The organism is Erwinia sp., assembly GCF_049696395.1.
In the GTDB taxonomy this organism is placed as follows: domain Bacteria; phylum Pseudomonadota; class Gammaproteobacteria; order Enterobacterales; family Enterobacteriaceae; genus Erwinia.
Window position 1 is genome coordinate 1 of record NZ_JBAVTT010000163.1, and the last position, 20988, is coordinate 20988.

General features: G+C 53.4%; 17 protein-coding genes. 10 read left to right on the forward strand and 7 right to left on the reverse strand.

What is annotated here, in order from left to right; genetic code table 11:
• Positions 1-439, forward strand: a 439-nt coding sequence (gene fklB / locus WCC56_RS19205; protein ID WP_424693919.1) for an FKBP-type peptidyl-prolyl cis-trans isomerase, incomplete at its 5' end; no start/stop codon positions are given.
• Positions 440-473: 34 nt separating this feature from the next.
• Here fklB and WCC56_RS19210 read toward each other — a convergent pair.
• The gene (locus WCC56_RS19210; protein WP_424693934.1) at positions 474-2414 is read right to left on the reverse strand and encodes a bifunctional 2',3'-cyclic-nucleotide 2'-phosphodiesterase/3'-nucleotidase; all 1941 of its coding nucleotides are present in this window, start codon (positions 2412-2414) and stop codon (positions 474-476) included.
• A 343-nt stretch (positions 2415-2757) separates the two neighbouring features.
• On the opposite strand from WCC56_RS19210, the gene cysQ reads away from it, so the two are divergent.
• Positions 2758-3498 (forward strand): 3'(2'),5'-bisphosphate nucleotidase CysQ, encoded by a 741-nt coding sequence (gene cysQ, locus WCC56_RS19215; protein ID WP_424693920.1) that lies wholly within the window; start codon positions 2758-2760, stop codon positions 3496-3498.
• A 432-nt stretch (positions 3499-3930) separates the two neighbouring features.
• Here the strand turns inward: cysQ and WCC56_RS19220 are convergent, their stop codons facing one another.
• Complete coding sequence (locus WCC56_RS19220) at positions 3931-4488, reverse strand: YtfJ family protein (RefSeq protein WP_424693921.1); 558 nt, start codon at positions 4486-4488, stop codon at positions 3931-3933.
• Between the two features lie 315 nt (positions 4489-4803).
• On the opposite strand from WCC56_RS19220, the gene WCC56_RS19225 reads away from it, so the two are divergent.
• Positions 4804-5010 (forward strand): DUF1107 domain-containing protein, encoded by a 207-nt coding sequence (locus WCC56_RS19225; protein WP_424693922.1) that lies wholly within the window; start codon positions 4804-4806, stop codon positions 5008-5010.
• Between the two features lie 44 nt (positions 5011-5054).
• Here WCC56_RS19225 and WCC56_RS19230 read toward each other — a convergent pair whose 3' ends face one another.
• Complete coding sequence (locus WCC56_RS19230) at positions 5055-6386, reverse strand: hemolysin family protein (protein ID WP_424693923.1); 1332 nt, start codon at positions 6384-6386, stop codon at positions 5055-5057.
• 538 nt (positions 6387-6924) lie between these two features.
• Here WCC56_RS19230 and tamA point away from each other — a divergent pair.
• From tamA to WCC56_RS19245, 3 genes are read left to right on the forward strand one after another with little or no spacing between them, the layout of a single operon-like run.
• Complete coding sequence (gene tamA / locus WCC56_RS19235; RefSeq protein ID WP_424693935.1) at positions 6925-8640, forward strand: autotransporter assembly complex protein TamA; 1716 nt, start codon at positions 6925-6927, stop codon at positions 8638-8640.
• Positions 8637-12410, forward strand: coding sequence for an autotransporter assembly complex protein TamB (gene tamB / locus WCC56_RS19240; protein ID WP_424693924.1), 3774 nt, complete (start codon positions 8637-8639; stop codon positions 12408-12410). Before tamA ends, tamB begins: the two co-directional genes overlap by 4 nt.
• 2 nt (positions 12411-12412) lie before the next feature.
• The gene (locus WCC56_RS19245) at positions 12413-12766 is read left to right on the forward strand and encodes a gamma-glutamylcyclotransferase family protein (protein WP_424693925.1); all 354 of its coding nucleotides are present in this window, start codon (positions 12413-12415) and stop codon (positions 12764-12766) included.
• A 63-nt stretch (positions 12767-12829) separates the two neighbouring features.
• Here the strand turns inward: WCC56_RS19245 and ppa are convergent, their stop codons facing one another.
• Positions 12830-13360 (reverse strand): inorganic diphosphatase, encoded by a 531-nt coding sequence (ppa, locus tag WCC56_RS19250; protein ID WP_424693926.1) that lies wholly within the window; start codon positions 13358-13360, stop codon positions 12830-12832.
• A 184-nt stretch (positions 13361-13544) separates the two neighbouring features.
• Complete coding sequence (locus WCC56_RS19255) at positions 13545-13958, reverse strand: lysozyme inhibitor LprI family protein (RefSeq protein ID WP_424693927.1); 414 nt, start codon at positions 13956-13958, stop codon at positions 13545-13547.
• Between the two features lie 172 nt (positions 13959-14130).
• Between WCC56_RS19255 and WCC56_RS19260 the strand changes: the two genes are divergently transcribed.
• Positions 14131-15693: a methyl-accepting chemotaxis protein gene (locus WCC56_RS19260; protein ID WP_424693928.1), complete on the forward strand. Its 1563-nt coding sequence runs from the start codon at positions 14131-14133 to the stop codon at positions 15691-15693.
• Between the two features lie 75 nt (positions 15694-15768).
• On the opposite strand, the gene fbp is transcribed toward WCC56_RS19260, so the two are convergent.
• Positions 15769-16767: a class 1 fructose-bisphosphatase gene (gene fbp, locus WCC56_RS19265; protein WP_424693929.1), complete on the reverse strand. Its 999-nt coding sequence runs from the start codon at positions 16765-16767 to the stop codon at positions 15769-15771.
• Positions 16768-16936: 169 nt separating this feature from the next.
• Between fbp and mpl the strand changes: the two genes are divergently transcribed.
• Complete coding sequence (gene mpl / locus WCC56_RS19270; RefSeq protein WP_424693930.1) at positions 16937-18292, forward strand: UDP-N-acetylmuramate:L-alanyl-gamma-D-glutamyl-meso-diaminopimelate ligase; 1356 nt, start codon at positions 16937-16939, stop codon at positions 18290-18292.
• 79 nt (positions 18293-18371) lie between these two features.
• Here mpl and yjgA read toward each other — a convergent pair whose 3' ends face one another.
• The gene (gene yjgA, locus WCC56_RS19275; RefSeq protein ID WP_424693931.1) at positions 18372-18917 is read right to left on the reverse strand and encodes a ribosome biogenesis factor YjgA; all 546 of its coding nucleotides are present in this window, start codon (positions 18915-18917) and stop codon (positions 18372-18374) included.
• Positions 18918-19080: 163 nt separating this feature from the next.
• On the opposite strand from yjgA, the gene pmbA reads away from it, so the two are divergent.
• Together pmbA and cybC are read left to right on the forward strand one after the other, a co-directional pair.
• On the forward strand, positions 19081-20421 hold the full coding sequence (gene pmbA / locus WCC56_RS19280) for a metalloprotease PmbA (protein WP_424693932.1): 1341 nt from the start codon (positions 19081-19083) through the stop codon (positions 20419-20421).
• A gap of 109 nt (positions 20422-20530) precedes the next feature.
• Complete coding sequence (gene cybC, locus WCC56_RS19285) at positions 20531-20914, forward strand: cytochrome b562 (RefSeq protein ID WP_424693933.1); 384 nt, start codon at positions 20531-20533, stop codon at positions 20912-20914.
• The last annotated feature ends 74 nt before the right edge of the window (positions 20915-20988 follow it).

Below are 20988 nucleotides of genomic sequence, written 5' to 3' on the forward strand. Positions count from 1 at the left end.
GCTGCGTGAAGTTCATGAGCGTGCTGATGCCGTGCGTCGTGAGCGCCAGCAGGAAATGGCAGTAGAAGGTCAGAAATTCCTGCAAGACAATATCAAGCGTGAAGGCGTGAGCAGCACCGAGTCTGGTCTGCAGTTCAGCGTGATTGCTCAGGGTGAAGGGGCTATCCCATCCCGTCAGGACCGTGTACGCGTGCATTACACCGGTAAACTGATCGATGGCAGCGTGTTCGACAGTTCTGTTCAGCGTGGCGAGCCGGCTGAATTCCCGGTTAGCGGCGTGATCCCAGGCTGGATTGAAGCCCTGACGCTGATGCCAGTAGGCTCAAAGTGGGAGCTGGTTATCCCGCACGAGCTGGCCTACGGTGAGCGTGGCGCAGGCGCTTCTATCCCTCCGTTCAGCACTCTGGTGTTTGAAGTTGAGTTGTTAGAAATCCTGTAAGATTTCGGGCCAGGGACGCCTGGCCCACTCAGGACTACTTCTGTAAATCTACCTGATAGACAGCAAAGCCAATCTCATCTGTCCCTTTCTGCTGCAACGGATACTGTGCGTGCTCACGGATAAAGTTAGCGGCTTTCTCACCCGGTGAAGTTTCAAAGCGAATATCCAGCGGCGTGGCACTCTCGATGTGCGCCAGCTTCCAGTTATTATCTGCCTGCGGTTTCACTTCTCCCTGAGCTTTGGTCTGTGCGCTGATATAGGCCGCCACCACGGAACGGTTTTCATCCGGCGAAGCAAAAGCGATATGACTTTCACCTGTACCAGCAAACTTGCCGCCATAAGCCCGATAGTTATTGGTCGCGACCAGGAAGGTGGCCTGTGGGTCGATGGTTTTCCCGTTAAAGGTCAGATCCTTGATACGAGAGGCGTTCTGGTTAATCGTCTGACATTCTGCATCGTATTTCGCAGGTTGAGTCACATCAATTCGGTAATTTACGCCATCAATCACATCAAAGTTGTAGGTACGGAAATCCCAGTTAATCAGCGACTGCGGCTTGCTGCTGTGAGGATCAATCTGATTGAACTGACCGGCGGAGCACTCAAGCCACTCTTTCACTTCTTTACCGCTGACTTTCATCACTACCAGTGTATTAGGATAAAGATACAGGTCAGCCGCATTGCGGAAGGTTAGTTGCCCTTTTTCCACTTCCACATAGCTGGCAGGATCGTTCTTCCGGCCACCGGCTTTGAACGGCGCGGCGGCGGTTAACACCGGCAGATTGGCCAAATCCGGGTCGCCCTGGATGTAACGTTGCACATAGTCACGCTGAGCGTTATTCACAATCTGCACGGTGGGATCGTCCTGCACCAGCGACAGGTAGCTGTACATCACATCTGCCGACTTGCCGATAGGCTTGCTGACAAACTCGCGGGTGGCATCGTGGTCGTGCTGCATCACCTTCAGTAAGGCCTGATCTTCAGCAGCCAGTGATTTTTTCGCCGTTTTGTCGTAAATCGGGCGAGCTTCGGCCCGAGCGTTGCTGACCTTCCACTGTCCTTGCTTCTCCTCAAGCACCAGATCGACCACACCGAGGTGATCTCCCCACATGCCGGGCATGACTGCCGGAACGCCATTCAGCGTCCCCTGTTGGATGTCAGCGCCTTTAATGCTGGCAAAATCTGCGCTTGGGAACACGGCATGAGCATGCCCAAAGAGGATCGCATCGATACCCGGCACCTGGCTGAGGTAATACACCGAGTTTTCAGCCATCGCTTTATAAGGGTCGCCAGACAGGCCAGAGTGCGGGATGGCCACAACCAGGTCAGCGCCAGCTTTACGCATTTCCGGCACCCATTTGCGGGCGGTTTCGGTGATGTCATTCACCGTGACTTTGCCGGTCAGGTTGGTTTTGTCCCAGACCATGATTTGCGGCGGGACAAAGCCGATATAGCCGACTTTCAGCTGATGCTTTTTCCCCTCGCGGTCAGTCACTTCAACGTTTTTAATCAGATAAGGCGTGAACAGCGGTTTACCGGTTTTGACATCAATGATGTTGGCATTGATGTAGGGAAAGCGAGCGCCGCTAATCGCTTTATGCAGGTAATCAAGGCCGTAGTTAAACTCATGATTGCCGAGGTTTCCGACGGTATAATCGAGGGTGTTCATCGCTTTATAGACCGGATGCACTTCACCCTGTTGCAAGCCTTTGGCCGCCATATAATCGCCAAGCGGGCTGCCCTGAATAATGTCGCCGTTGTCGACCAGCACGCTGTTGGTGGCTTCTTTCCGCGCGGCTTCGATCAGCGTGGCGGTTCTCACCAGGCCAAATTTTTCCGTTGGCGTATCTTTGTAGTAGTCAAAATCCATCATGTTGCTGTGCAGGTCTGTGGTTTCCAGCAGGCGGAAATCCACCGTGGCCGCATGAACTGAGGTCGCGACCAGCAATGCTGCGAGGGTATAAACAGGCTTAATCATCATTTCTCCGTAAATTTCGATGCCATCACTCACTAACATCTCAAACTTTTATGAAACTGTTACGTTGTGTCTCACATAACTGTGATCTGCTACAAATATTTACCTCTTATGACCCTGGCTGGATAAACAGGACGTTCTGGCGATGGAAATGAATTATGCTGTTGATAACTAAGGTCTACTTTCCACTCTTTCAGCCATAACCAGCGGCTTAAACCCGCGGTGCAGCAGGGGGGTAAAATCAGCTGCTATGATCAATAGAGGTTTTCAGCTGTGGGGAAGGCGGCCTGATGCGTAACACCTGCCGGCAGAGTCCGGCATCAAGATGCTAATCAAGAGGTGGAAAATGTTAGACAAAATTTGCCAGCTGGCCCGGGAAGCAGGCGATGCAATCATGAAGGTGTATGACGGACAGGCACCGATGGATGTTGCTCACAAGTCCGATGATTCGCCCGTCACGGCGGCGGACATTGCCGCGCATAAAGTGATTGTTCAGGGACTTTCTGAGCTTTCCCCGGACATCCCGGTTCTTTCGGAAGAAGATCCGACAGGATGGGACGAGCGCCAGCACTGGCAGCGCTACTGGCTGGTTGATCCGCTGGATGGCACCAAAGAATTCATTAAGCGTAATGGCGAGTTCACGGTCAATATCGCGCTGATTGAGAACGGCAAGCCGGTACTTGGTGTAGTTTACGCGCCGGTGCTAAAAGTGATGTATTCAGCTGCTGAAGGTAAGGCCTGGAAAGATGAAGGCGGCCATCATGAGCAGATTCAGGTGCGTGAAGCGCATCCGCCGCTGGTCGTCGTCAGCCGTTCCCATTCAGACACCGAGCTGGAAGATTATCTTAGCCAGTTAGGCGAGCATCAGACCACGGCTATCGGCTCCTCGCTGAAGTTCTGCCTGGTGGCAGAAGGTAAAGCGCAGCTTTATCCGCGCTTCGGACCAACCAATATCTGGGATACCGGAGCAGGCCACGCAGTAGCCATCGCCGCAGGTGCATACGTCCATGACTGGCAGGGCAAAACCCTGGACTACACCCCACGCGAATCCTTCCTGAATCCCGGCTTCCGGGTTTCTCTGTTCTGATTGTTGGGAAAAGCCAGCTTATCAGGTTGTTATGGTGGCAGATCATAGAGAGGATGCTGCTGCTGGATCGTAAGACGTCTGAAGGGGCTGGTGTAAGATCAGGCGGGGTTGGACGCGGCGATTAAGCAAGTTGTCTGAAGGGTCTGTTGGCAGGTCAGGGAGAGAAGGTTGAACACAAAGACGCCGTGAATCCTATATGGAGGCTTAGCTGCGACGTCCCTGTCGCAGATACTTTGCTTATCAACCTTCTCTCCCTTCCCACAGGCTTCAATGTAGCCTGTTCAATTGGGGCAACACACTTCAAAACATTGTTCGAGCCGGGTTTTGACCTGTGCGTCCACAAATCTAACCTTCAACTTTGAAGTTATTGGGCGCTATGCTGACGCCGAACCACCGCAGCGGGTGTTAACCTTAGCAGCTAAGGCCGCAATCTCACTCCAGTAACTTATGTACCAGCGCCACAACCTGCTTCACTTCTTCCTGCGTTAGCGCGCCGTCTTTCGCGAACCGTACCTTGCCTTCTTTATCCAACACCACGATGGCAGAACCCGCATCATCCAGCTGCCAGGCCTTCTTCGCTACGCCGTTGCTGTCTACGATAAACTGCGACCAGGGAAACTGCTTCTTATTGTTCTCTATGCTGCTGCGAACGAACATCCCGGTGCCGGGGATCGCATCATCCGTGTTCACTATGGTGGTGGTCTGGTACCGGTCGTGAGGAAACTTCGCTGACTTAATGGCTTCAATCAGCGCGGCATTCTTCTCCTTCGAGGACGAACGCCCGGCAATATGCTGGATCACCCGCACCTTTCCAGGCAGCTTCGCACTGTTCCAGTTGTGATAACTGAAGTCATCCTGTTTTAGCACCAATTCACCTTTATCTGTGATGCCCACGGCAGGCACGCGTTGTCCTTCTGCAAAGCCATGCGCACCGGCAACAGAGGAGAGAGACAGCGCGATTAGAACAAAAAACAAGCGAACGGTATTCATAGACTCGACCTTTTGATGTGATCCGACCAGTTAGTCATGTTACTGCAATAATAAGCGCAGAAGATGCTGCTGTCGCATCGAAATAACATCTTTGCAACACACTGCACAAATCCCTTTCAATTGAAGGTTTATACTGTTTCGACACGGTCAGAAGACAGACTGTACTGTCATGATGTGTAAAAGCAGGAAAAAAAGTCGGTTTTCGGACTTCAGGAAGGCGATGTTGGGCTATAGTGAATCCAGTTTGCGCTGCAAGGATTCGTACCGAAATTGGACACGACGCAGCGCACATATCTTTTCAGGAGTATTACCAGCATGAAGATCTTTCAGCGATATAATCCGCTGCAGGTGGCCAAATACGTAAAAACACTGTTTCGCGGCAGGATATACATCAAAGATGTAGGCGCATTTGAGTTCGATAAAGGGAAAATTTTGATCCCACGCATTAAAGATAAACAGCACTATAGCGTGATGTCAGAAGTGAACCGCCAGGTACTGCGATTACAAACCGAATGTAACTAAAAATAAGGCGCGAATTCTCGCGCCTTTCTGTTTCTTGCTTCCCGCTACTGTTCTTCAGCCACATTCACCAACACCGAAGCCGCCGTTGCTGGCCGGGCATCAATGCGTGTCACCAGTAGCTGGTCGATGCGGTAACTGTCGATATCCACGACTTCAAACTTATACCCGTGGAACTTCACAAAGTCGGTACGCTTCGGGATTTTACGCAGCATAAACATCATAAAGCCGCCAATGGTCTCGTAGTTGCCAGACTGCGGGAACTCATCAATATGCAGGACTCGCATCACGTCATCAATCGGCGTGCCGCCTTCGACCAGCCAGGAGTTCTCGTCGCGGGCAACAATCTGCTCTTCCATGCCCTGACCCACCAAATCTCCCATTAACGTGGTCATCACGTCGTTCAGGGTGATGATGCCTACCACAAGGGCGTACTCGTTCATGATCACCGCGAAGTCTTCTCCGGCGGTTTTAAAACTTTCCAACGCTTCTGACAGCGTTAAGGTATCTGGCACGATCAACGCTGAGCGGATTTGTACGCCGCTGTTCAGCGCCATACTTTGATGCCCCAGAACCCTTAACAGCAGCTCCTTCGAATCTACATAGCCCACGATATGATCGATATCTTCATTACACACCAGGAACTTGGAGTGCGGATGATTAGCGATTTTTTCTTTCAGACTGTCTTCGTCTTCGTGTAAATCGAACCACACCACGTTCTCACGTGAGGTCATCGAAGAGGGGACGGTACGTGACTCCAGCTCAAACACGTTTTCAATCAGCTCATGTTCCTGCTTGCGCAGCACGCCTGCCAGAGCACCAGCTTCTACAATGGCGTAGATATCATCCGAGGTAATGTCGTCTTTACGCACCAGAGGGATTTTAAACAGGCGGAAAATGATGTTCGCCCCGCCGTTGAAGAACCACACCAGCGGACGGAAGATAAACAAACAAAAACGCATCGGGTTGATGATCTTCAGCGCAACTTGCTCTGGTGCAATCATCCCAAGGCGTTTCGGGAACAGGTCAGCAAACAGAATAAACAGGCTGGTGACGACGGTGAAAGAACAGATAAAACTTATCTGTTCAGCCAGTTCGGGAGAGGTGAAACGGAGAAAAAGAGAACGAAAAGCCGGGGAGAAGGCTGCGTCACCGACTATACCGCCTAAAATGGCTACTGCGTTCAGGCCGATTTGCACCACGGTGAAAAACATCCCGGGTGTTTCCTGCATCTTCAACACGCGCTGCGCGTTGATATTACCGGCATCAGCCAGCAGCTTCAGCTTGATCTTTCGGGCTGCAGCCAACGAAATCTCTGACAATGAGAAAAATGAGCTGATCGCAATCAGCAGTACGATGACAAGCAAACTGTCTAACATAAAACATCCATAAAATGGCTCGATTCAGTAACGATCAGGTGAAAGTGCCCGGAACCGGCCTTGCGTTTAATTACTTGTCATTTTTGGCCTGGGCAGCGCATGAGGATCTGCGGAGATCCTGTCCCGTGATAAGAGCTCGGCTATCCGTGCCAAAAATGTCTGCACCTGTTCGGCAGGATCGCCGGCGCAGAAGTCAGTCAACAAGCCGTAAGTCGACTTGTGGAAAGGATTATAGCTGTGCCGACCAATGCTTACAATTGCGGCGATAACCTGGATGAGATTAATCCGAGTCTGGCAGGGGTTATGGCTGAAGGTAACATTCGATCACGATCCTGTGTTGTAACGTGTCGATACTTTGCACACAATAAGTTAATAAATTTGGCTTTACGGGCAAATAGAGGGCCATAAGCGGCAAAAACTTGCCATGCTTACAGGATCCCGCGTCCGGGAAGATATGAAAAGAAAGCGTTGTGCCCAACTGGACTAAGGGCCGGCATCATCATCAGGAGTCAGCGTGCCACGAATTCATGTTTATTGCATGTTAGGTCTTTTAGCTGCTGCACCGCTCGCTGAAGCCGCGACAGTGCGTTTGCAGGTGACAGGGTTATCTGGGGATTTACAAAAAAATGTCCGTGCTCGGCTTTCCACCATCTCGAGTGATGAAGTCTCGGCTGATGGGCGTTTCCGTGCTCGTGTAAGCGATGCCGTAAAAGAAGGCCTGAAAGCGCTGGGCTATTACGATCCGACTATCGAATTCGATCTCCAGCCTCCGCCAGCTGGCGGCAAAAGGCCGGTGCTGGTCGCTAAGGTAACTGCCGGAGAACCGGTGAAACTGGCGGGTGAAACGGTGATCATTCGCGGCGAAGCCCGCACCGATGCCGATTATCAGGCGCTGGTTAAAAATGGCCGTGGCAAAATCGGCGGCGTGCTGAACCACAGTGATTATGACAGCTTTAAAAGCTCCCTGAGCAACATGGCGCTGCGCAAAGGCTACTTCGATGGCGACTATGCTAAAAGCCAGCTTGGTGTCTCTGTAGAGCGCCGTGAGGCCTTCTGGGATATCGATTACGACAGCGGTAAACGCTACCGCTTTGGTGATGTCAGCTTTGAAGGCTCGCAAATCCGCGAAGAGTATCTGCAAAATCTGGTGCCGTTTAAAAAAGGCGACTATTACAGCTCCCGTGATCTTGCTGAGCTGAACCGCCGTCTTTCCGCCTCCGGCTGGTTTAACTCGGTGGTGGTGGCCCCGGAATTCGATAAATCCCGCAAAACCAAAATTCTTCCTCTGCACGGTGTCGTTAGCCCGCGCACAGAGAACACCATCGAAACTGGAGTGGGATACTCCACGGATGTCGGGCCAAGAGTCAAAGCCACCTGGAAGAAACCGTGGGTTAACAGTTACGGGCATAGCCTGACGACCAGTGCTAACGTCTCCGCTCCTGAACAGCAACTGGATTTCAGCTACAAAATTCCGCTGCTGAAAAACCCGATCGAGCAGTATTACCTGCTGCAGGGCGGCCTGAAAAGAACCGACCTCAACGACACCAAATCAGACGCCTCTACGCTGGCGGCTTCCCGCTACTGGGACTCTTCCTCTGGCTGGCAACGCGCGCTAAATCTTCGCTGGAGCCTGGACCACTTTACGCAGGGTAATGTCACCAACACCACGATGCTGATTTATCCTGGCGTTAGCGTTAACCGCACCCGCTCACGCGGTGGCCTGATGCCGACCTGGGGCGATTCCCAACGCTATTCCTTAGACGTTTCTGACACCACCTGGGGATCGGATATCGACTTCGCCGTGGTGCAAGCCCAGAACGTCTGGATTCGTACTCTGGCTGACAAACACCGGTTTGTCGTGCGGGGCAACCTCGGCTGGATTGAAACCAGCGACTTCGACAAAGTGCCGCCAGATCTGCGCTTCTTCGCCGGTGGCGATCGCAGTATTCGTGGGTATAAATACAAAGGCATCTCGCCACGCGATGACGATGGCAAGCTGACTGGTGCCTCCAAGCTGGCCACCGGCTCGCTGGAGTATCAATACAATGTCACCGGCAAATGGTGGGGCGCTGTGTTCGTCGACTCCGGCGAAGCGGTGAATGACATCAAACAGACTGACCTGAAAACCGGCGCTGGTTTTGGGGTGCGCTGGCAGTCGCCGGTGGGGCCGATCAAGCTGGACATCGCCCGGCCGATCGGTGATGACGAAACTCGTGACATACAGTTTTATATCGGATTGGGGCCTGAACTATGAGTCGCTGGAAAAAGGTCCTTATTGGCATCCTGATTTTCCTGCTGGTGCTGCTTGGCGGCATTGCATTTTTAATTGGAACGACTCCCGGACTGCATCTGCTGCTTAACGGCGCAGCGCGCTGGGTTCCTGGGCTGCAAATCAAGCAGGTTGATGGCGGCTGGCGCAATCTGACGCTGAAAGGCGTGCAGTATGAAATGCCAGGCGTAACGGTAAATGCCGGAGAGTTTCACCTCGCCGTACAGTTGAGCTGCCTGAAAGACAGTGCCTTCTGCGTCAACGATCTGTCGCTGAAAGACGTGAATGTGGTGGTCGACAGCAAGAAAATGACCCCAGCTGCGCCATCGCCTGTTGAAGAGGAGCCTTCTTCTGGCGATCTCAGTACGCCTTATCCGATCACGCTTCGTCAGCTTGCGCTGCACAACATCAATGTGAAAGTGGATGACACGGCAATTTCACTGGCGGACTTCACTTCTGGCATCAACTGGCAGGGCCGTGCGTTAACGCTGAACCCTACCCACATTCAGGGGCTGCTGATTGCACTGCCAAAAGCGGCGAAAGTGGCCGATGAACAGATAGTGCAGCCTAAAGTGCAGCAGCCAAAGCCGGACGAAAAGCCGCTGGGCGAAACGCTGAAGGAGATGTTTGCCAAACCGCTGCTGCCGGATCTGCCTGACTTCAAAATGCCGCTGGATGTGGATGTGCAGCAAATCCTTGGTGAACAGCTGCGCATCACTGGCGATACCGATATCACGGTTAATCGCCTGCTGGTCAAAGCAAAAACGCAGGACAAACTGCTGCATCTGGAAACGCTGGATGTCGACTCGCCGCAAGGCCAGTTGAACGCACAGGGACAAGCCACACTTTCTGATAACTGGCCGGTAAACTTCACGCTGAATAGCGCCCTCAACGTCGATCCGATCAAAGGCGAGAAGATCAAAATGACGCTGGACGGGGGTCTGCGTGAGCAGCTGAATATGGCGTTGAATCTTTCTGGCCCGGTTCAGGTCCAGATGGAGGCCAATACCCGACTGGCTGACATCGGCCTGCCGCTGGCAATGAACGTGAAGAGCCCGCAACTGCGCTGGCCGCTGACCGGTGAAATTCAGTATCAGGCGGATAACTTCACCTTCAGCTTTAACGGCAAGGCAACGGATTATGTGATGTCGCTGAAAGCCGCGCTGAAGGGGCAGGGCATTCCGCCAGCCACGGTAGCGCTGGACGGTAAAGGCAACATCGAACAGTTCTCGCTGGATAAACTTCGCCTTGCGGCACTTGAAGGCAATATTGACTTAACGGCGCTGGTGGACTGGAGCAAAGCCATCAGTTGGCGCAGCGAGTTGACGCTGTCCGGCATCAATACCGCGAAGCAATATCCTGACTGGCCTGCGAAGCTGGAAGGGAAAATCACCACACGCGGCAGCCTGTATGGCGGAAGCTGGCAGATGCGCGTACCGGAACTGAAGCTGCGCGGCAACGTGAAGCAAAACGCCGTGACCGCAGACGGCTCCTTATACGGCAACAGCTATAACCAGTGGGATATCCCAGGCCTGAAGCTGGTGCTGGGGCGCAACAATATCAATCTGAAAGGATCGCTGGGCGACAAGCTCAACCTCGATGCGGATATTGATGCGCAGCATCTGGACAATGCGTTGCCGGGCCTTGGCGGCGTGGCGAAAGGCACCATCAAAGCCCGTGGCGATCTGAAAACACCGCAGCTGCTGGCCGATCTGACCGCCACAGGACTTCGCTGGCAGGCGCTGAGCGTAGCCCGCGTCATGCTGAATGCTGACGTCAGCTCCGGAGAGCAGGTTCAGGGCAAGCTGGCGCTGAAAGTCGATCAACTGAAACAGGATGCGTTGGATATCTCGCAGATCACGCTGGATGCCAGCGGCAGCGAGAAGCAGCATCAGCTGAAGCTGAATATCAATGGCAAACCCGTTTCCGGTCACCTCGCACTGACCGGAAGCTTCGACCGGGCAGAGCAGCGCTGGAAAGGCTCGCTGAACAATACCAGCTTCGATACTCCGGTTGGCGAATGGCGACTGACACGAGCGATAGCGCTGGATTACCTCAACAGTAAGCAGACAGTCAGCATTGGGCCGCACTGTTGGCAGAACCCTAATGCTGAGCTGTGCGTACCGCAAACTATTGAGGCGGGTCCCTCTGGCCACGCCAAAGTTCAGCTCAACCGTTTCGATCTTGCGATGGCGAAGCCCTTCCTCGGTGAAGACACCAAACTCAGCGGCGTCTTCAGTGGTGATGCTGACGTCAGCTGGACCGCTGGCGGGGGATTACCGCAGGGTCGTGTCTCGCTGAAAGGCAACGGCGTGAAGGTGGCGCAAAATGTTCAGGGGAACGTCCTGCCGATTGCTTTCGACACACTGAACCTGAACGCCGCCATGCGTAATGGTCGTGCTCAGCTGGACTGGCTAATCCGCATTGCCAACAACGGTCAGTTGGATGGCAATGTACAAATCGCCGATCCTGAAGGTAAGCGCACGTTGTCAGGCAATGTGAATATTGCCAACCTGTCGCTGGCACTGCTGAACCCGGCGTTGATGAAGGGCGAGAAGGTTGCGGGGATAGTCAGTACCAACCTGCGTCTGGCTGGTAATCTGCAAAAACCGCAGGTCTTTGGACAGCTTGGGCTGAAGAACGTGGATGTGGACGGCAGCTTTATGCCGGTTGACCTGACCAGCGCCAACCTCAACATGGTCTTCAACGGCATGAGCTCGACGCTGGAAGGGTTGATTCAAACCTCGAAAGGGCAGCTGACCCTAAGCGGGGGCGCAGACTGGACTGTGCTGGACGCCTGGCGTGCCCGTATCGCCGCTAAGGGCGATAAAATCCGCGTAACGGTGCCGCCGATGGTACGGATGGACGTTTCACCGGATCTGGTGTTTGAAGCGACGCCTGAAATGTTTAATCTGGACGGTCGCGTGGATATTCCGTGGGCGCGCATTAACGTGCAGGAAGTGCCGGAAAGCGCCGTTGGTGTGTCGTCGGATGAAGTGCTGCTGGATAAAGATCTGAAGCCAATAGCGCCGCAATCCACCGCCATACCGATCAACAGTAACCTGGTCATTCATGTGGGCGACGATGTGCGTCTCAGCGCCTTTGGTCTGAAAGCCAAACTGAATGGCGATCTGAAGATGGTGCAGGATAAACGTGGCCTCGGCCTCAACGGCCAGATCAACATTCCCTCCGGCCGCTTCCATGCTTACGGTCAGGACTTGCTGGTGCGCAAAGGTGAGCTGCAATTCTCAGGCCCACCTGACCAGCCGTACCTGAATATTGAAGCGATCCGTAATCCTGAAGCCACGGCAGATGATGTTACCGCCGGTGTGCGCGTCACTGGACTGGCAGATGAGCCGAAGGTAGAAGTGTTCGCAGATCCTGCCATGTCACAGCAGGAAGCCTTGTCCTATCTGCTTCGCGGACAGGGTCTGGACTCGAACGGCAGCGACAGCAGTGCTGTAACCTCAGCATTAGTAGGATTGGGGCTTGCACAAAGTGGGCAGGTTGTGGGTAAAATCGGGGAGACCTTCGGCGTAAGCAATCTCGCCCTGGACACGGCTGGCGTCGGTGACAGCCAGCAGGTTCAGGTCAGTGGCTACGTTCTGCCGGGTCTACAGGTAAAATACGGTGTTGGCATATTTGATTCACTGGCGACCTTAACCCTGCGTTATCGCCTGATGCCCAAGCTCTATTTGGAAGCAGTGTCTGGTCTCGACCAGGCCCTGGATTTGCTTTATCAGTTTGAGTTCTAGCAATGCGAATAATTGTCTACGGCACCTTAAGACGGAAGCAAGGCAACAGTCATTGGATGACCAACGGGCAGTGGTTGGGCGATCATCAGATCGACGGCTACGAGCTTTACAATTTGGGTCTTTACCCCGGTGTTATCGCGGGTAGCGGGCAGGTATCCTGTGAGGTTTACCGTATCGATGCGTCCACGTTGGGAGAGCTCGATGCGCTCAGAACCAAGGGTGGAGAGTACAAGCGTGAGCTGGTGCAAACGCCTTACGGCAGTGCGTGGCTCTATGTGTACCAACGTTCGATAGCAGGAAAAGAGCATATTGTGAGCGGCGACTGGTTGCAGCAAAATGCACGCAAACCCACCTGAGGTTTATGCCAATAAAAACACCGCTCATTGAGCGGTGTTTTTTTTCATCCACGGAGCGGAAAATTACTTCTTCGCAGCGCGTTCGAAAGAGGTCACGATTTCAGCTTTAGCGGCGGCCGCGTCATCCCAGCCTTCTACTTTCACCCATTTGCCTTTTTCCAGCGCTTTATATTGCTCGAAGAAGTGAGTGATCTGCGCACGCAGCAGTTCTGGCAGGTCGTTCACATCTTTGATGTGATCGTATTCTTTGGTCAGTTTGCTGTGCGGAACGGCAACAACTTTGGCATCTTCGCCAGATTCGTCGGTCATTTTCAGCACGCCAACTGGACGGCAACGAATGACTGAGCCCGGCTGCAGTGGATAAGCGGTTGGGACCAGAACATCTACCGGGTCACCGTCTAAAGACAGAGTGTGGTTGATGTAACCGTAGTTGCACGGATAGAACATCGCAGTAGACATAAAGCGGTCAACGAACAGGGCGCCGGTATCTTTGTCGACTTCATATTTGATCGGATCGGCATTTGCCGGGATCTCGATAACAACATAGATATCTTCTGGCAGGTCTTTGCCCGCTGGAACCTGGTTCAAACTCATGGTCAATTCCTTCATTCAGCCTTAAACAAGTGACGCTCATTATAGCCAACTGAGTTTGAAAGTATCCCCCCTTTTTGCCCTTTAGGAATGCTCCAGTACTGGCCTTACGGCCTGTAAGGATGATTTTAGTGCGCCTCTGCGCGTGACGGGGGATTTTAGCGACTTCGGCAAAGTAACGGCTCGGTTACTTACAGTCGTCAGGATTGGCACAGCTCCCGCCTGCCAACGACTTCAGCGCTAAAGCCTGGTTTTTTACCAGGTTAACGCCCTGAGCTCCTAACTCCAGTGAGGCCAGGGTGCCGCTATCGCTAAGCCGAGCTTTGGTGGCATCCAGCCAGCTGTCGCGGTATTTCAGCCAGGCCCGCTGCGCAGTGCGTAATTTGGCTTTTTGATCACTGTTTAGCGTGGTTGTCAATTTGCTGTATTGCTGATTCATTTCACTGTCCCAGGCCTTGTTCGCTGCGCTAAAACACTGCTGCATGGCTAAGGTAGTAGAGGCTTTATCCAGGCATTGTTGCTGGGCGGTATCAATCGGGCTTACTTCGGCGTGGCTGTAAAAAGTCACTAACAGGCTTGTAATCGCGAGGTATTTTTTCATCAGACAAATCCTTCTGTAGGGTATTTGGCAAAAATTGATCCTTATCAACTCTGCTGCAGTCGTCAATCCTTTTCACATCATCGTGGCTAAAGATTCGCTGACAGGGTGCCGATACCTTCTTCGCTTTTTGGGTTCCTGGACTAAGTGCTTTTTTCAAGGGTCACACAAAATCATGCTTAGAAAAATTTCGATTCGAACTGGGTTATTAGTGTTATTAGCGCTGATGACGTTGATGCTGCTTGGCGTCAGCGTGATGGGCATTGTGGCAATTAACAAAGGGAATCGATCGTTGGATGTGGTTAACCGCATTCAGGGGATCGAGTTAAACAGCTTATCGCTTACCAATAGCAGCCTGCTACGTGCAAGGACCACGGCAGCGTTATCGGTAAGGAAGATGGAAATCGGGATGATTGATGATGCCAACCTTGCTACCAAAAGGGCCAGCACTTACATCGATCGCTCTAAAAAGTCCTTAAAAGCCTTTGTTGATGCTGGCACGGTGACGGCACACGGGCAAAAACTTTCCGACGACATTGTCGCCAGTTATGACGTCTATCTGGCTCAAGGCATTATGCCGATGCTGGATGCTCTGCAGCAACAGAATACCGATGGCTACTACACCGTACTGGAAGAAAAACTCACTGCGTTAAATTCAACCTTCACCAACGCTGTCGATGCCTTTACCGTCTTCGCCAATCAGGTGACGGATGCGCAACTGACGGAAGCGGCCCGCAATCAAAAAATGCTCACCCTGCTGATCCTGTTTTGCGGCATTCTGACGGTGATCCTGCTGTCCGTCGCATGGCTGTTGCTGCGGGCAATCCTGCTCAAGCCGCTCGATTCCGCTATTGAGCATCTGGAATTCGTGGCCGCCGGGGATTTAACCCAGGCGCTGCCTGAAAGTGGCAACAATGAACTCGGGCGTCTGAATGCGGCTCTGGCGGCTATGCAGCACTCTCTGCAGCTTTCTGTCAGCCGGGTACGTGATGCCAGCCTGCAGATTGATATCGGCAGTCGTGAACTTTCCTCGGGTAATGTCAATCTCTCACAGCGCACTGAAGAGTCTGCTGCTTCACTGGAGCAAACTGCGGCCAGCATGGAACAGTTGACCGCAACGGTGAAGCTCAATGCGGATAACGCCAGCCAGGCTCATCAACTGGCAAGGTCAGTCTCTGACAGCGCCGACCGTGGCAGCGAAGTGGTCAGCTACGTGATGGAGAAGATGCAGGAGATCTCCAACAGCTCCAGGCGCATTGGCGACATTCTGGGCGTGATTGATGGGATTGCCTTCCAGACTAACATCCTGGCGCTGAACGCCTCTGTAGAGGCCGCACGGGCAGGAGAACAGGGAAGAGGCTTTGCGGTCGTTGCCAGCGAGGTGCGTAATCTTGCTCAGCGCAGCGCAACAGCCGCTAAAGAGATCCGCGAACTGATTGGTGAATCGCAAAGCCGGGTGAGCGAAGGGGCGGAAATGGCCACCAAAGCCGGGGAGACCATGGATGAAATCGCTGACGAAGTGATGCGGGTGACCACGCTGATGAAGGAGATTTCCAGCGCTTCTCAGGAGCAGAGTCACGGCATTGAGCAGGTGAACCAGGCCGTCACGCAGATGGACGAGGTAGCGCAACAAAATGCCGCGCTCGTCGAGCAGGCGATGGCCGCTACCCAGTCACTGGAAGAGCAGTCACAACAGCTGGTGCAGTCCATGGCGGTGTTTAAAATCAGCCCTGCCTGATCCCGCTTGTTGCCGGGGCAAAATAAAAAGGGCGATCGTGAGATCGCCCTTTTTCTGTCTGGCTCGCGGGAAGCGTTATGCGTCCGGGAACTCGCGCAGGAAACGTTCCTGATCGTCCACCATCGCGGTATTCCCGACGAAGAACGGAGAACGCTCGTGCAGCGACTCTGGCGTCAGATCCAGAATACGGTTTTTACCGTCGCTGGCTTTTCCGCCGGCCTGCTCGGCCAGGAAGGCCATCGGGTTGCACTCATACAGCAGGCGCAGCTTGCCTTTCGGGTGGCTTGCGGTGCTTGGGTAGAGATAGATGCCGCCTTTCAGCAGGTTGCGGTGGAAGTCCGCTACCAGAGAACCGATGTACCTTGAGGTGTAAGGACGGTGCGTTGCCTCGTCTTCTTCCTGACAGAACTTCAGGTATTTCTTCACGCCCTGAGGGAAACGAATGTAGTTGCCTTCGTTAATGGAGTAGGTATAGCCCGCTTCCGGGAACTCCATTTTCTCCGCGCTGAGGCAGAAAACACCCAGTGACGGATCGTAGGTAAAGGCGTGAACGCCACAGCCAGTGGTGTACACCAGCATGGTGGAAGAGCCGTAAACCACGTAACCAGCGGCGACCTGCTGGTTACCAGGCTGGAGGAAGTCTTCCTCGGTCACTGGTGTTCCGGCTGGGGTGATACGACGGTAGATGGAGAAGATCGTGCCAACAGAGACGTTAACGTCAATGTTTGACGAGCCATCCAGCGGATCCATCAGCACCACGTATTTGCCGTTTTCGACGCCTTCGAAGATCACAATCTCATCTTCTTCTTCAGAGGCGATACCGGCAACGATCCCGCGCGCTTTCAGTGCGGCTTTGAGTTTTTCATTGGCAAACAGATCGAGCTTCATCTGCTGCTCGCCCTGAATGTTCTCTACGCCGCTGGCGCCGAGAATATCCACCAAACCGGCTTTGTTGATATCACGGTGGATGATCTTCGCGCCCAGCTTGATGGCTGAAATCAGCGCCGTCAGTTCACCTGTGGCGTGAGGAAAGTCGTGTTGCTTCTCGACGATGAATTCGCCTAACGTTTTCATAACACTATCCCTGAATCTGCGGTTGAACAGCAGCCTGATTAACAAACTGCCAACGTATGCGTACGCAGTTTAGCCGATTGAACGCTAAAGAACATAGGGCAAATCCGTTTCTTCCTCGCGAGGAGGGCGCTACACTATGGCCCGGACTTTCCTGTTAACGGATCTATTTATGCGTATTCATATTCTCGGTATCTGCGGAACCTTCATGGGCGGCCTGGCCGTGCTGGCCCGAGCCCTGGGCCATGAAGTGACGGGCTCCGATGCCAACGTCTATCCGCCAATGAGCACGCTGCTTGAAAAGCAAGGTATTGATTTAATTCAGGGTTATGATGCTTCCCAGCTCGATCCTGCTCCGGATTTAGTGATCATCGGTAATGCGATGACGCGGGGAAATGCCTGTGTTGAAGCGGTGCTGGAACGCAACATTCCTTACCTGTCAGGCCCACAGTGGCTGCATGATTTTGTGCTGCGTGACCGCTGGGTCATCGCGGTGGCCGGAACCCACGGAAAAACCACCACAGCAGGCATGGCGGCATGGATTTTACAGGCGTGCGGCCTTGAACCTGGCTTTGTGATTGGTGGCGTGCCAGGAAACTTCGATGTCTCGGCAACTTTAGGAAAAACCCCATTCTTTGTGATCGAAGCCGACGAATATGACTGCGCCTTCTTCGATAAACGCTCCAAATTCGTGCATTACTGTCCGCGCACGCTGATCCTCAACAACCTTGAGTTTGATCACGCGGACATTTTTGACGATCTGAAGGCCATTCAGCGTCAATTCCATCACCTTGTGCGTATTGTGCCGGGCCAGGGCAAAATCCTGGTGCCAGAGCACGACGTCAATATCAAACAAGTGCTGTCGATGGGCTGCTGGAGCGAGCAGGAAACCGTAGGGGATGCCGGACACTGGCAGGCGAAGAAACTGACGCCGGACGCTTCAAGCTGGGAAGTCTGGCTGGACGGAGAGCGCGTGGCAGAAGTGAACTGGGCGCTGGTGGGCGAGCACAACATGCATAACGGTATGATGGCAATCGCGGCTGCGCGCCACGTAGGCATTAAACCGGAAGATGCCGGCCTGGCGCTGAACGACTTTATCAACGCCCGTCGTCGCCTGGAACTGCGCGGTGAAGCCAACGGTGTCAAAGTCTATGACGATTTTGCCCATCACCCAACGGCGATCCTGGCGACCATGACGGCGTTACGCAGTAAGGTCGGCGGCACAGCCCGTATTCTTGCGGTGCTGGAACCGCGTTCAAATACCATGAAAATGGGGATCAGTAAGGACGAGTTGGCGCCTGCTCTGGCGCGTGCTGATGAAGTGTTCCTGCTGCAGCCGCACCATATTCCGTGGCAGGTTTCAGAAGTGGCGGATGCCTGCGTGCAACCTGCTCACTGGAGCCCGGATGTGGATGTGCTGGTCGAGATGATTGCGAAAGTGGCGCAACCGGGCGACACCATTCTGGTCATGAGCAACGGGGGCTTTGGCGGTATTCATCAGAAGCTACTGGACAGACTGGCGAAATAATCAGACGCAAACTCTGGCAGGAAAGTCTCTTGCCAGAGTTCAGAAGCGCAACAGAGGGGCGGAAGAGATTCCGCCCTTTTTATTTGGCTTCGGCAAGCTCACGCAGATACTGGAAGATCTGACGGAAGGCTTTTGGTGGCTTATTGCCTGCTTTCTCTTTTTGCGCATTGCGGATCATAGCGCGAAGTTGCTGACGGTCAGCATCTGGATAAAGCGCCAGCACGTCCGGCACCACTTCATCACCTTCGGCAACCAGACGATCGCGCAGCACTTCCAGCTTATGGAACAGCGCAACCTGTTGGTTGTGACGGTTCTTCAGCTTATCCAGCGCAAGGCGGATCGGCTCTTCATCGCGAGAGCGCAGCATTTTACCGATCAGCTGTAACTGACGGCGGCGAGCTTCTTTCTTGATCTTCTGTGCCAGATCGATCGCGGTGCGCAGGTCTTCATCCAGCGGGATCTTATCCAGCGAGTTTTTGCTCAGCTCCATCAATTCCAGACCCAGGCGCTTTAGCTCCTCGGCATCACGTTTGATTTCACTTTTACTGACCCAGATAATCTCTTCTTCTTCTTCTTCTTCGTTATCTGGTACATCATCAAGCCAGTCGTCAGGCTGTTTGGTCATTGGGGGCTCCCTAAAAAAGAGGCTCATGCTATCAGGTTACGTGGCTACTGCGAAATTGTTCTCTGAGTCTGTTAGACTCAAATGAACCTTAATCACTAAAGAGTCTGGCAATCTGGCGTTTATCCGGACCAGAAAAGCCCTCTGTTAATTATATGGTAGGTCGATGAAATTACTCTCCCAAGTTGCAGAACAGCGTAAAACCCTCGAACAGGCGGTAGCAACAGCACTCGAACTGGCAAAAGTCAGCACCGATGGAGCGGAAGTCGCCGTGACCAAAACCACCGGCATCAGCGTCAGTACGCGCTTTGGCGAAGTGGAAAACGTAGAATTCAACAGCGATGGTGCACTGGGCATCACCGTGTATCATCAGAACCGTAAAGGCAGTGCTTCTTCTACCGATCTTAGCCCAGATGCCATTAAGCGCACCGTGCAGGCGGCGATCGATATCGCTAAATACACCTCTGCGGATCCTTATGCTGGTCCAGCGGATCGCGAGCTACTGGCCTTCGACGCGCCGGATCTCGATCTTTATCATCCCACCGATCTCGATCCAGACCGGGCGATCGAACTGGCTGCCCGCGCTGAGCAGGCCGCGCTGAAAGCCGACAAGCGCATTACCAATACCGAAGGCGGCAGCTTTAACAGCCACATCGGCATGAAAGTCTTTGGTAACAGCCACGGGATGATCCAGGGTTACTCCTCCAGCCGCCACTCAATCTCCAGCAGCGTGATCGCTGAAGCCAATGGCGACATGGAACGCGATTATGCCTATACCATTGGCCGCGCGATTGAAGACCTGAAATCTCCTGAGTGGGTTGGTGAAGAGTGCGCACGCCGCACTTTATCCCGCCTTTCTCCTCGTAAGCTCTCCACCATGAAAGCCCCGGTGCTGTTTGCCGCTGAAGTGGCTACCGGCCTGTTTGGTCACCTGGTTGGGGCGATCAGTGGCGGCAGCGTCTACCGCAAATCCACCTTCTTGCTGGATTCGATGGGCAAACAGATCCTGCCTGAATGGCTGACTATTCAGGAGCAACCGCATCTGCTGAAAGGCCTGGCCTCCACGCCGTTCGACAGCGAAGGCGTGCGCACTGAGCAGCGTGACATCATCAAAGACGGCGTGCTGCAAACCTGGCTGATGACCAGCTACTCGGCGCGCAAGCTGGGGCTAAAAAGCACCGGACATGCTGGCGGCATCCATAACTGGCGCATTGCCGGTCAGGGTGACAGCTTTGATCAGCTGCTGAAGAAAATGGGCACCGGCCTGGTGGTTACCGAGCTGATGGGGCAGGGCGTAAGTGGCATGACTGGCGACTACTCCCGTGGCGCGGCTGGCTTCTGGGTTGAAAACGGCGAAATTCAGTATCCGGTCAGCGAAGTCACTATTGCCGGTAACCTCAAGGACATGTGGATGAACATGGTCACCGTCGGCAGCGATATCGAACTGCGCAGCAATATCCAGTGTGGATCGGTCCTGCTTCCAGAAATGAAAATCGCCGGGCAGTAATTCCGTCATTTTTGCGTATTATTATGGGGTGGCCTTTTGGTCACCCTTTTTTGTCGTGCTTTTCAAATAAAATTGTCTTATTTCTCACATAAAAAGAAGGAATTGAGCGATGCGTAAAGCCTTACTAGCCGTGATGACCGCCTCCCTGCTGTTCTCCAGTTTGTCGGCAATGGCCAGCCTGGATGACGATATGAACACCCTGAATGCCGGTTTACACACCGTCGGTAAAACAGAGGATGTGGGGGAGTTTAAGAAAGCCCTGAGCGATATGCGTGGCGCTGCCGAGGATGCCAAAACGCAAACGCCGGACAAGCTGAAAGGGAAGGCCGCCGACAGTGCGGAAATCAAAGACTATCATGCCGGTCTGGACAAGCTGATTAGCCAGATTGACAGCAGCATGAAGCTGGCCGAGGCGGGCGATCTGGCTGGCGCGAAAGCGGAAGCGAAGAAATTTACCGCTACCCGCAATGAGAACCACAAAAAGTTTCGTTAACAGCTTGGGCTCTTTGGAGCCCTTTTATTAAAAATGTTAATTACCGCCACTCCCTGATTTAATTAAATGTTCAA

Coding starts and splice junctions, on each gene's coding strand:
- WCC56_RS19210 (WP_424693934.1), bottom strand. CDS start 2,414: ATGATTAAGCCTGTTTATACCCTCGCAGCATTGCTGGTCGCGACCTCA.
- cysQ (WP_424693920.1), top strand. CDS start 2,758: ATGTTAGACAAAATTTGCCAGCTGGCCCGGGAAGCAGGCGATGCAATC.
- WCC56_RS19220 (WP_424693921.1), bottom strand. CDS start 4,488: ATGAATACCGTTCGCTTGTTTTTTGTTCTAATCGCGCTGTCTCTCTCC.
- WCC56_RS19225 (WP_424693922.1), top strand. CDS start 4,804: ATGAAGATCTTTCAGCGATATAATCCGCTGCAGGTGGCCAAATACGTA.
- WCC56_RS19230 (WP_424693923.1), bottom strand. CDS start 6,386: ATGTTAGACAGTTTGCTTGTCATCGTACTGCTGATTGCGATCAGCTCA.
- tamA (WP_424693935.1), top strand. CDS start 6,925: ATGTTAGGTCTTTTAGCTGCTGCACCGCTCGCTGAAGCCGCGACAGTG.
- tamB (WP_424693924.1), top strand. CDS start 8,637: ATGAGTCGCTGGAAAAAGGTCCTTATTGGCATCCTGATTTTCCTGCTG.
- WCC56_RS19245 (WP_424693925.1), top strand. CDS start 12,413: ATGCGAATAATTGTCTACGGCACCTTAAGACGGAAGCAAGGCAACAGT.
- ppa (WP_424693926.1), bottom strand. CDS start 13,360: ATGAGTTTGAACCAGGTTCCAGCGGGCAAAGACCTGCCAGAAGATATC.
- WCC56_RS19255 (WP_424693927.1), bottom strand. CDS start 13,958: ATGAAAAAATACCTCGCGATTACAAGCCTGTTAGTGACTTTTTACAGC.
- WCC56_RS19260 (WP_424693928.1), top strand. CDS start 14,131: ATGCTTAGAAAAATTTCGATTCGAACTGGGTTATTAGTGTTATTAGCG.
- fbp (WP_424693929.1), bottom strand. CDS start 16,767: ATGAAAACGTTAGGCGAATTCATCGTCGAGAAGCAACACGACTTTCCT.
- mpl (WP_424693930.1), top strand. CDS start 16,937: ATGCGTATTCATATTCTCGGTATCTGCGGAACCTTCATGGGCGGCCTG.
- yjgA (WP_424693931.1), bottom strand. CDS start 18,917: ATGACCAAACAGCCTGACGACTGGCTTGATGATGTACCAGATAACGAA.
- pmbA (WP_424693932.1), top strand. CDS start 19,081: ATGAAATTACTCTCCCAAGTTGCAGAACAGCGTAAAACCCTCGAACAG.
- cybC (WP_424693933.1), top strand. CDS start 20,531: ATGCGTAAAGCCTTACTAGCCGTGATGACCGCCTCCCTGCTGTTCTCC.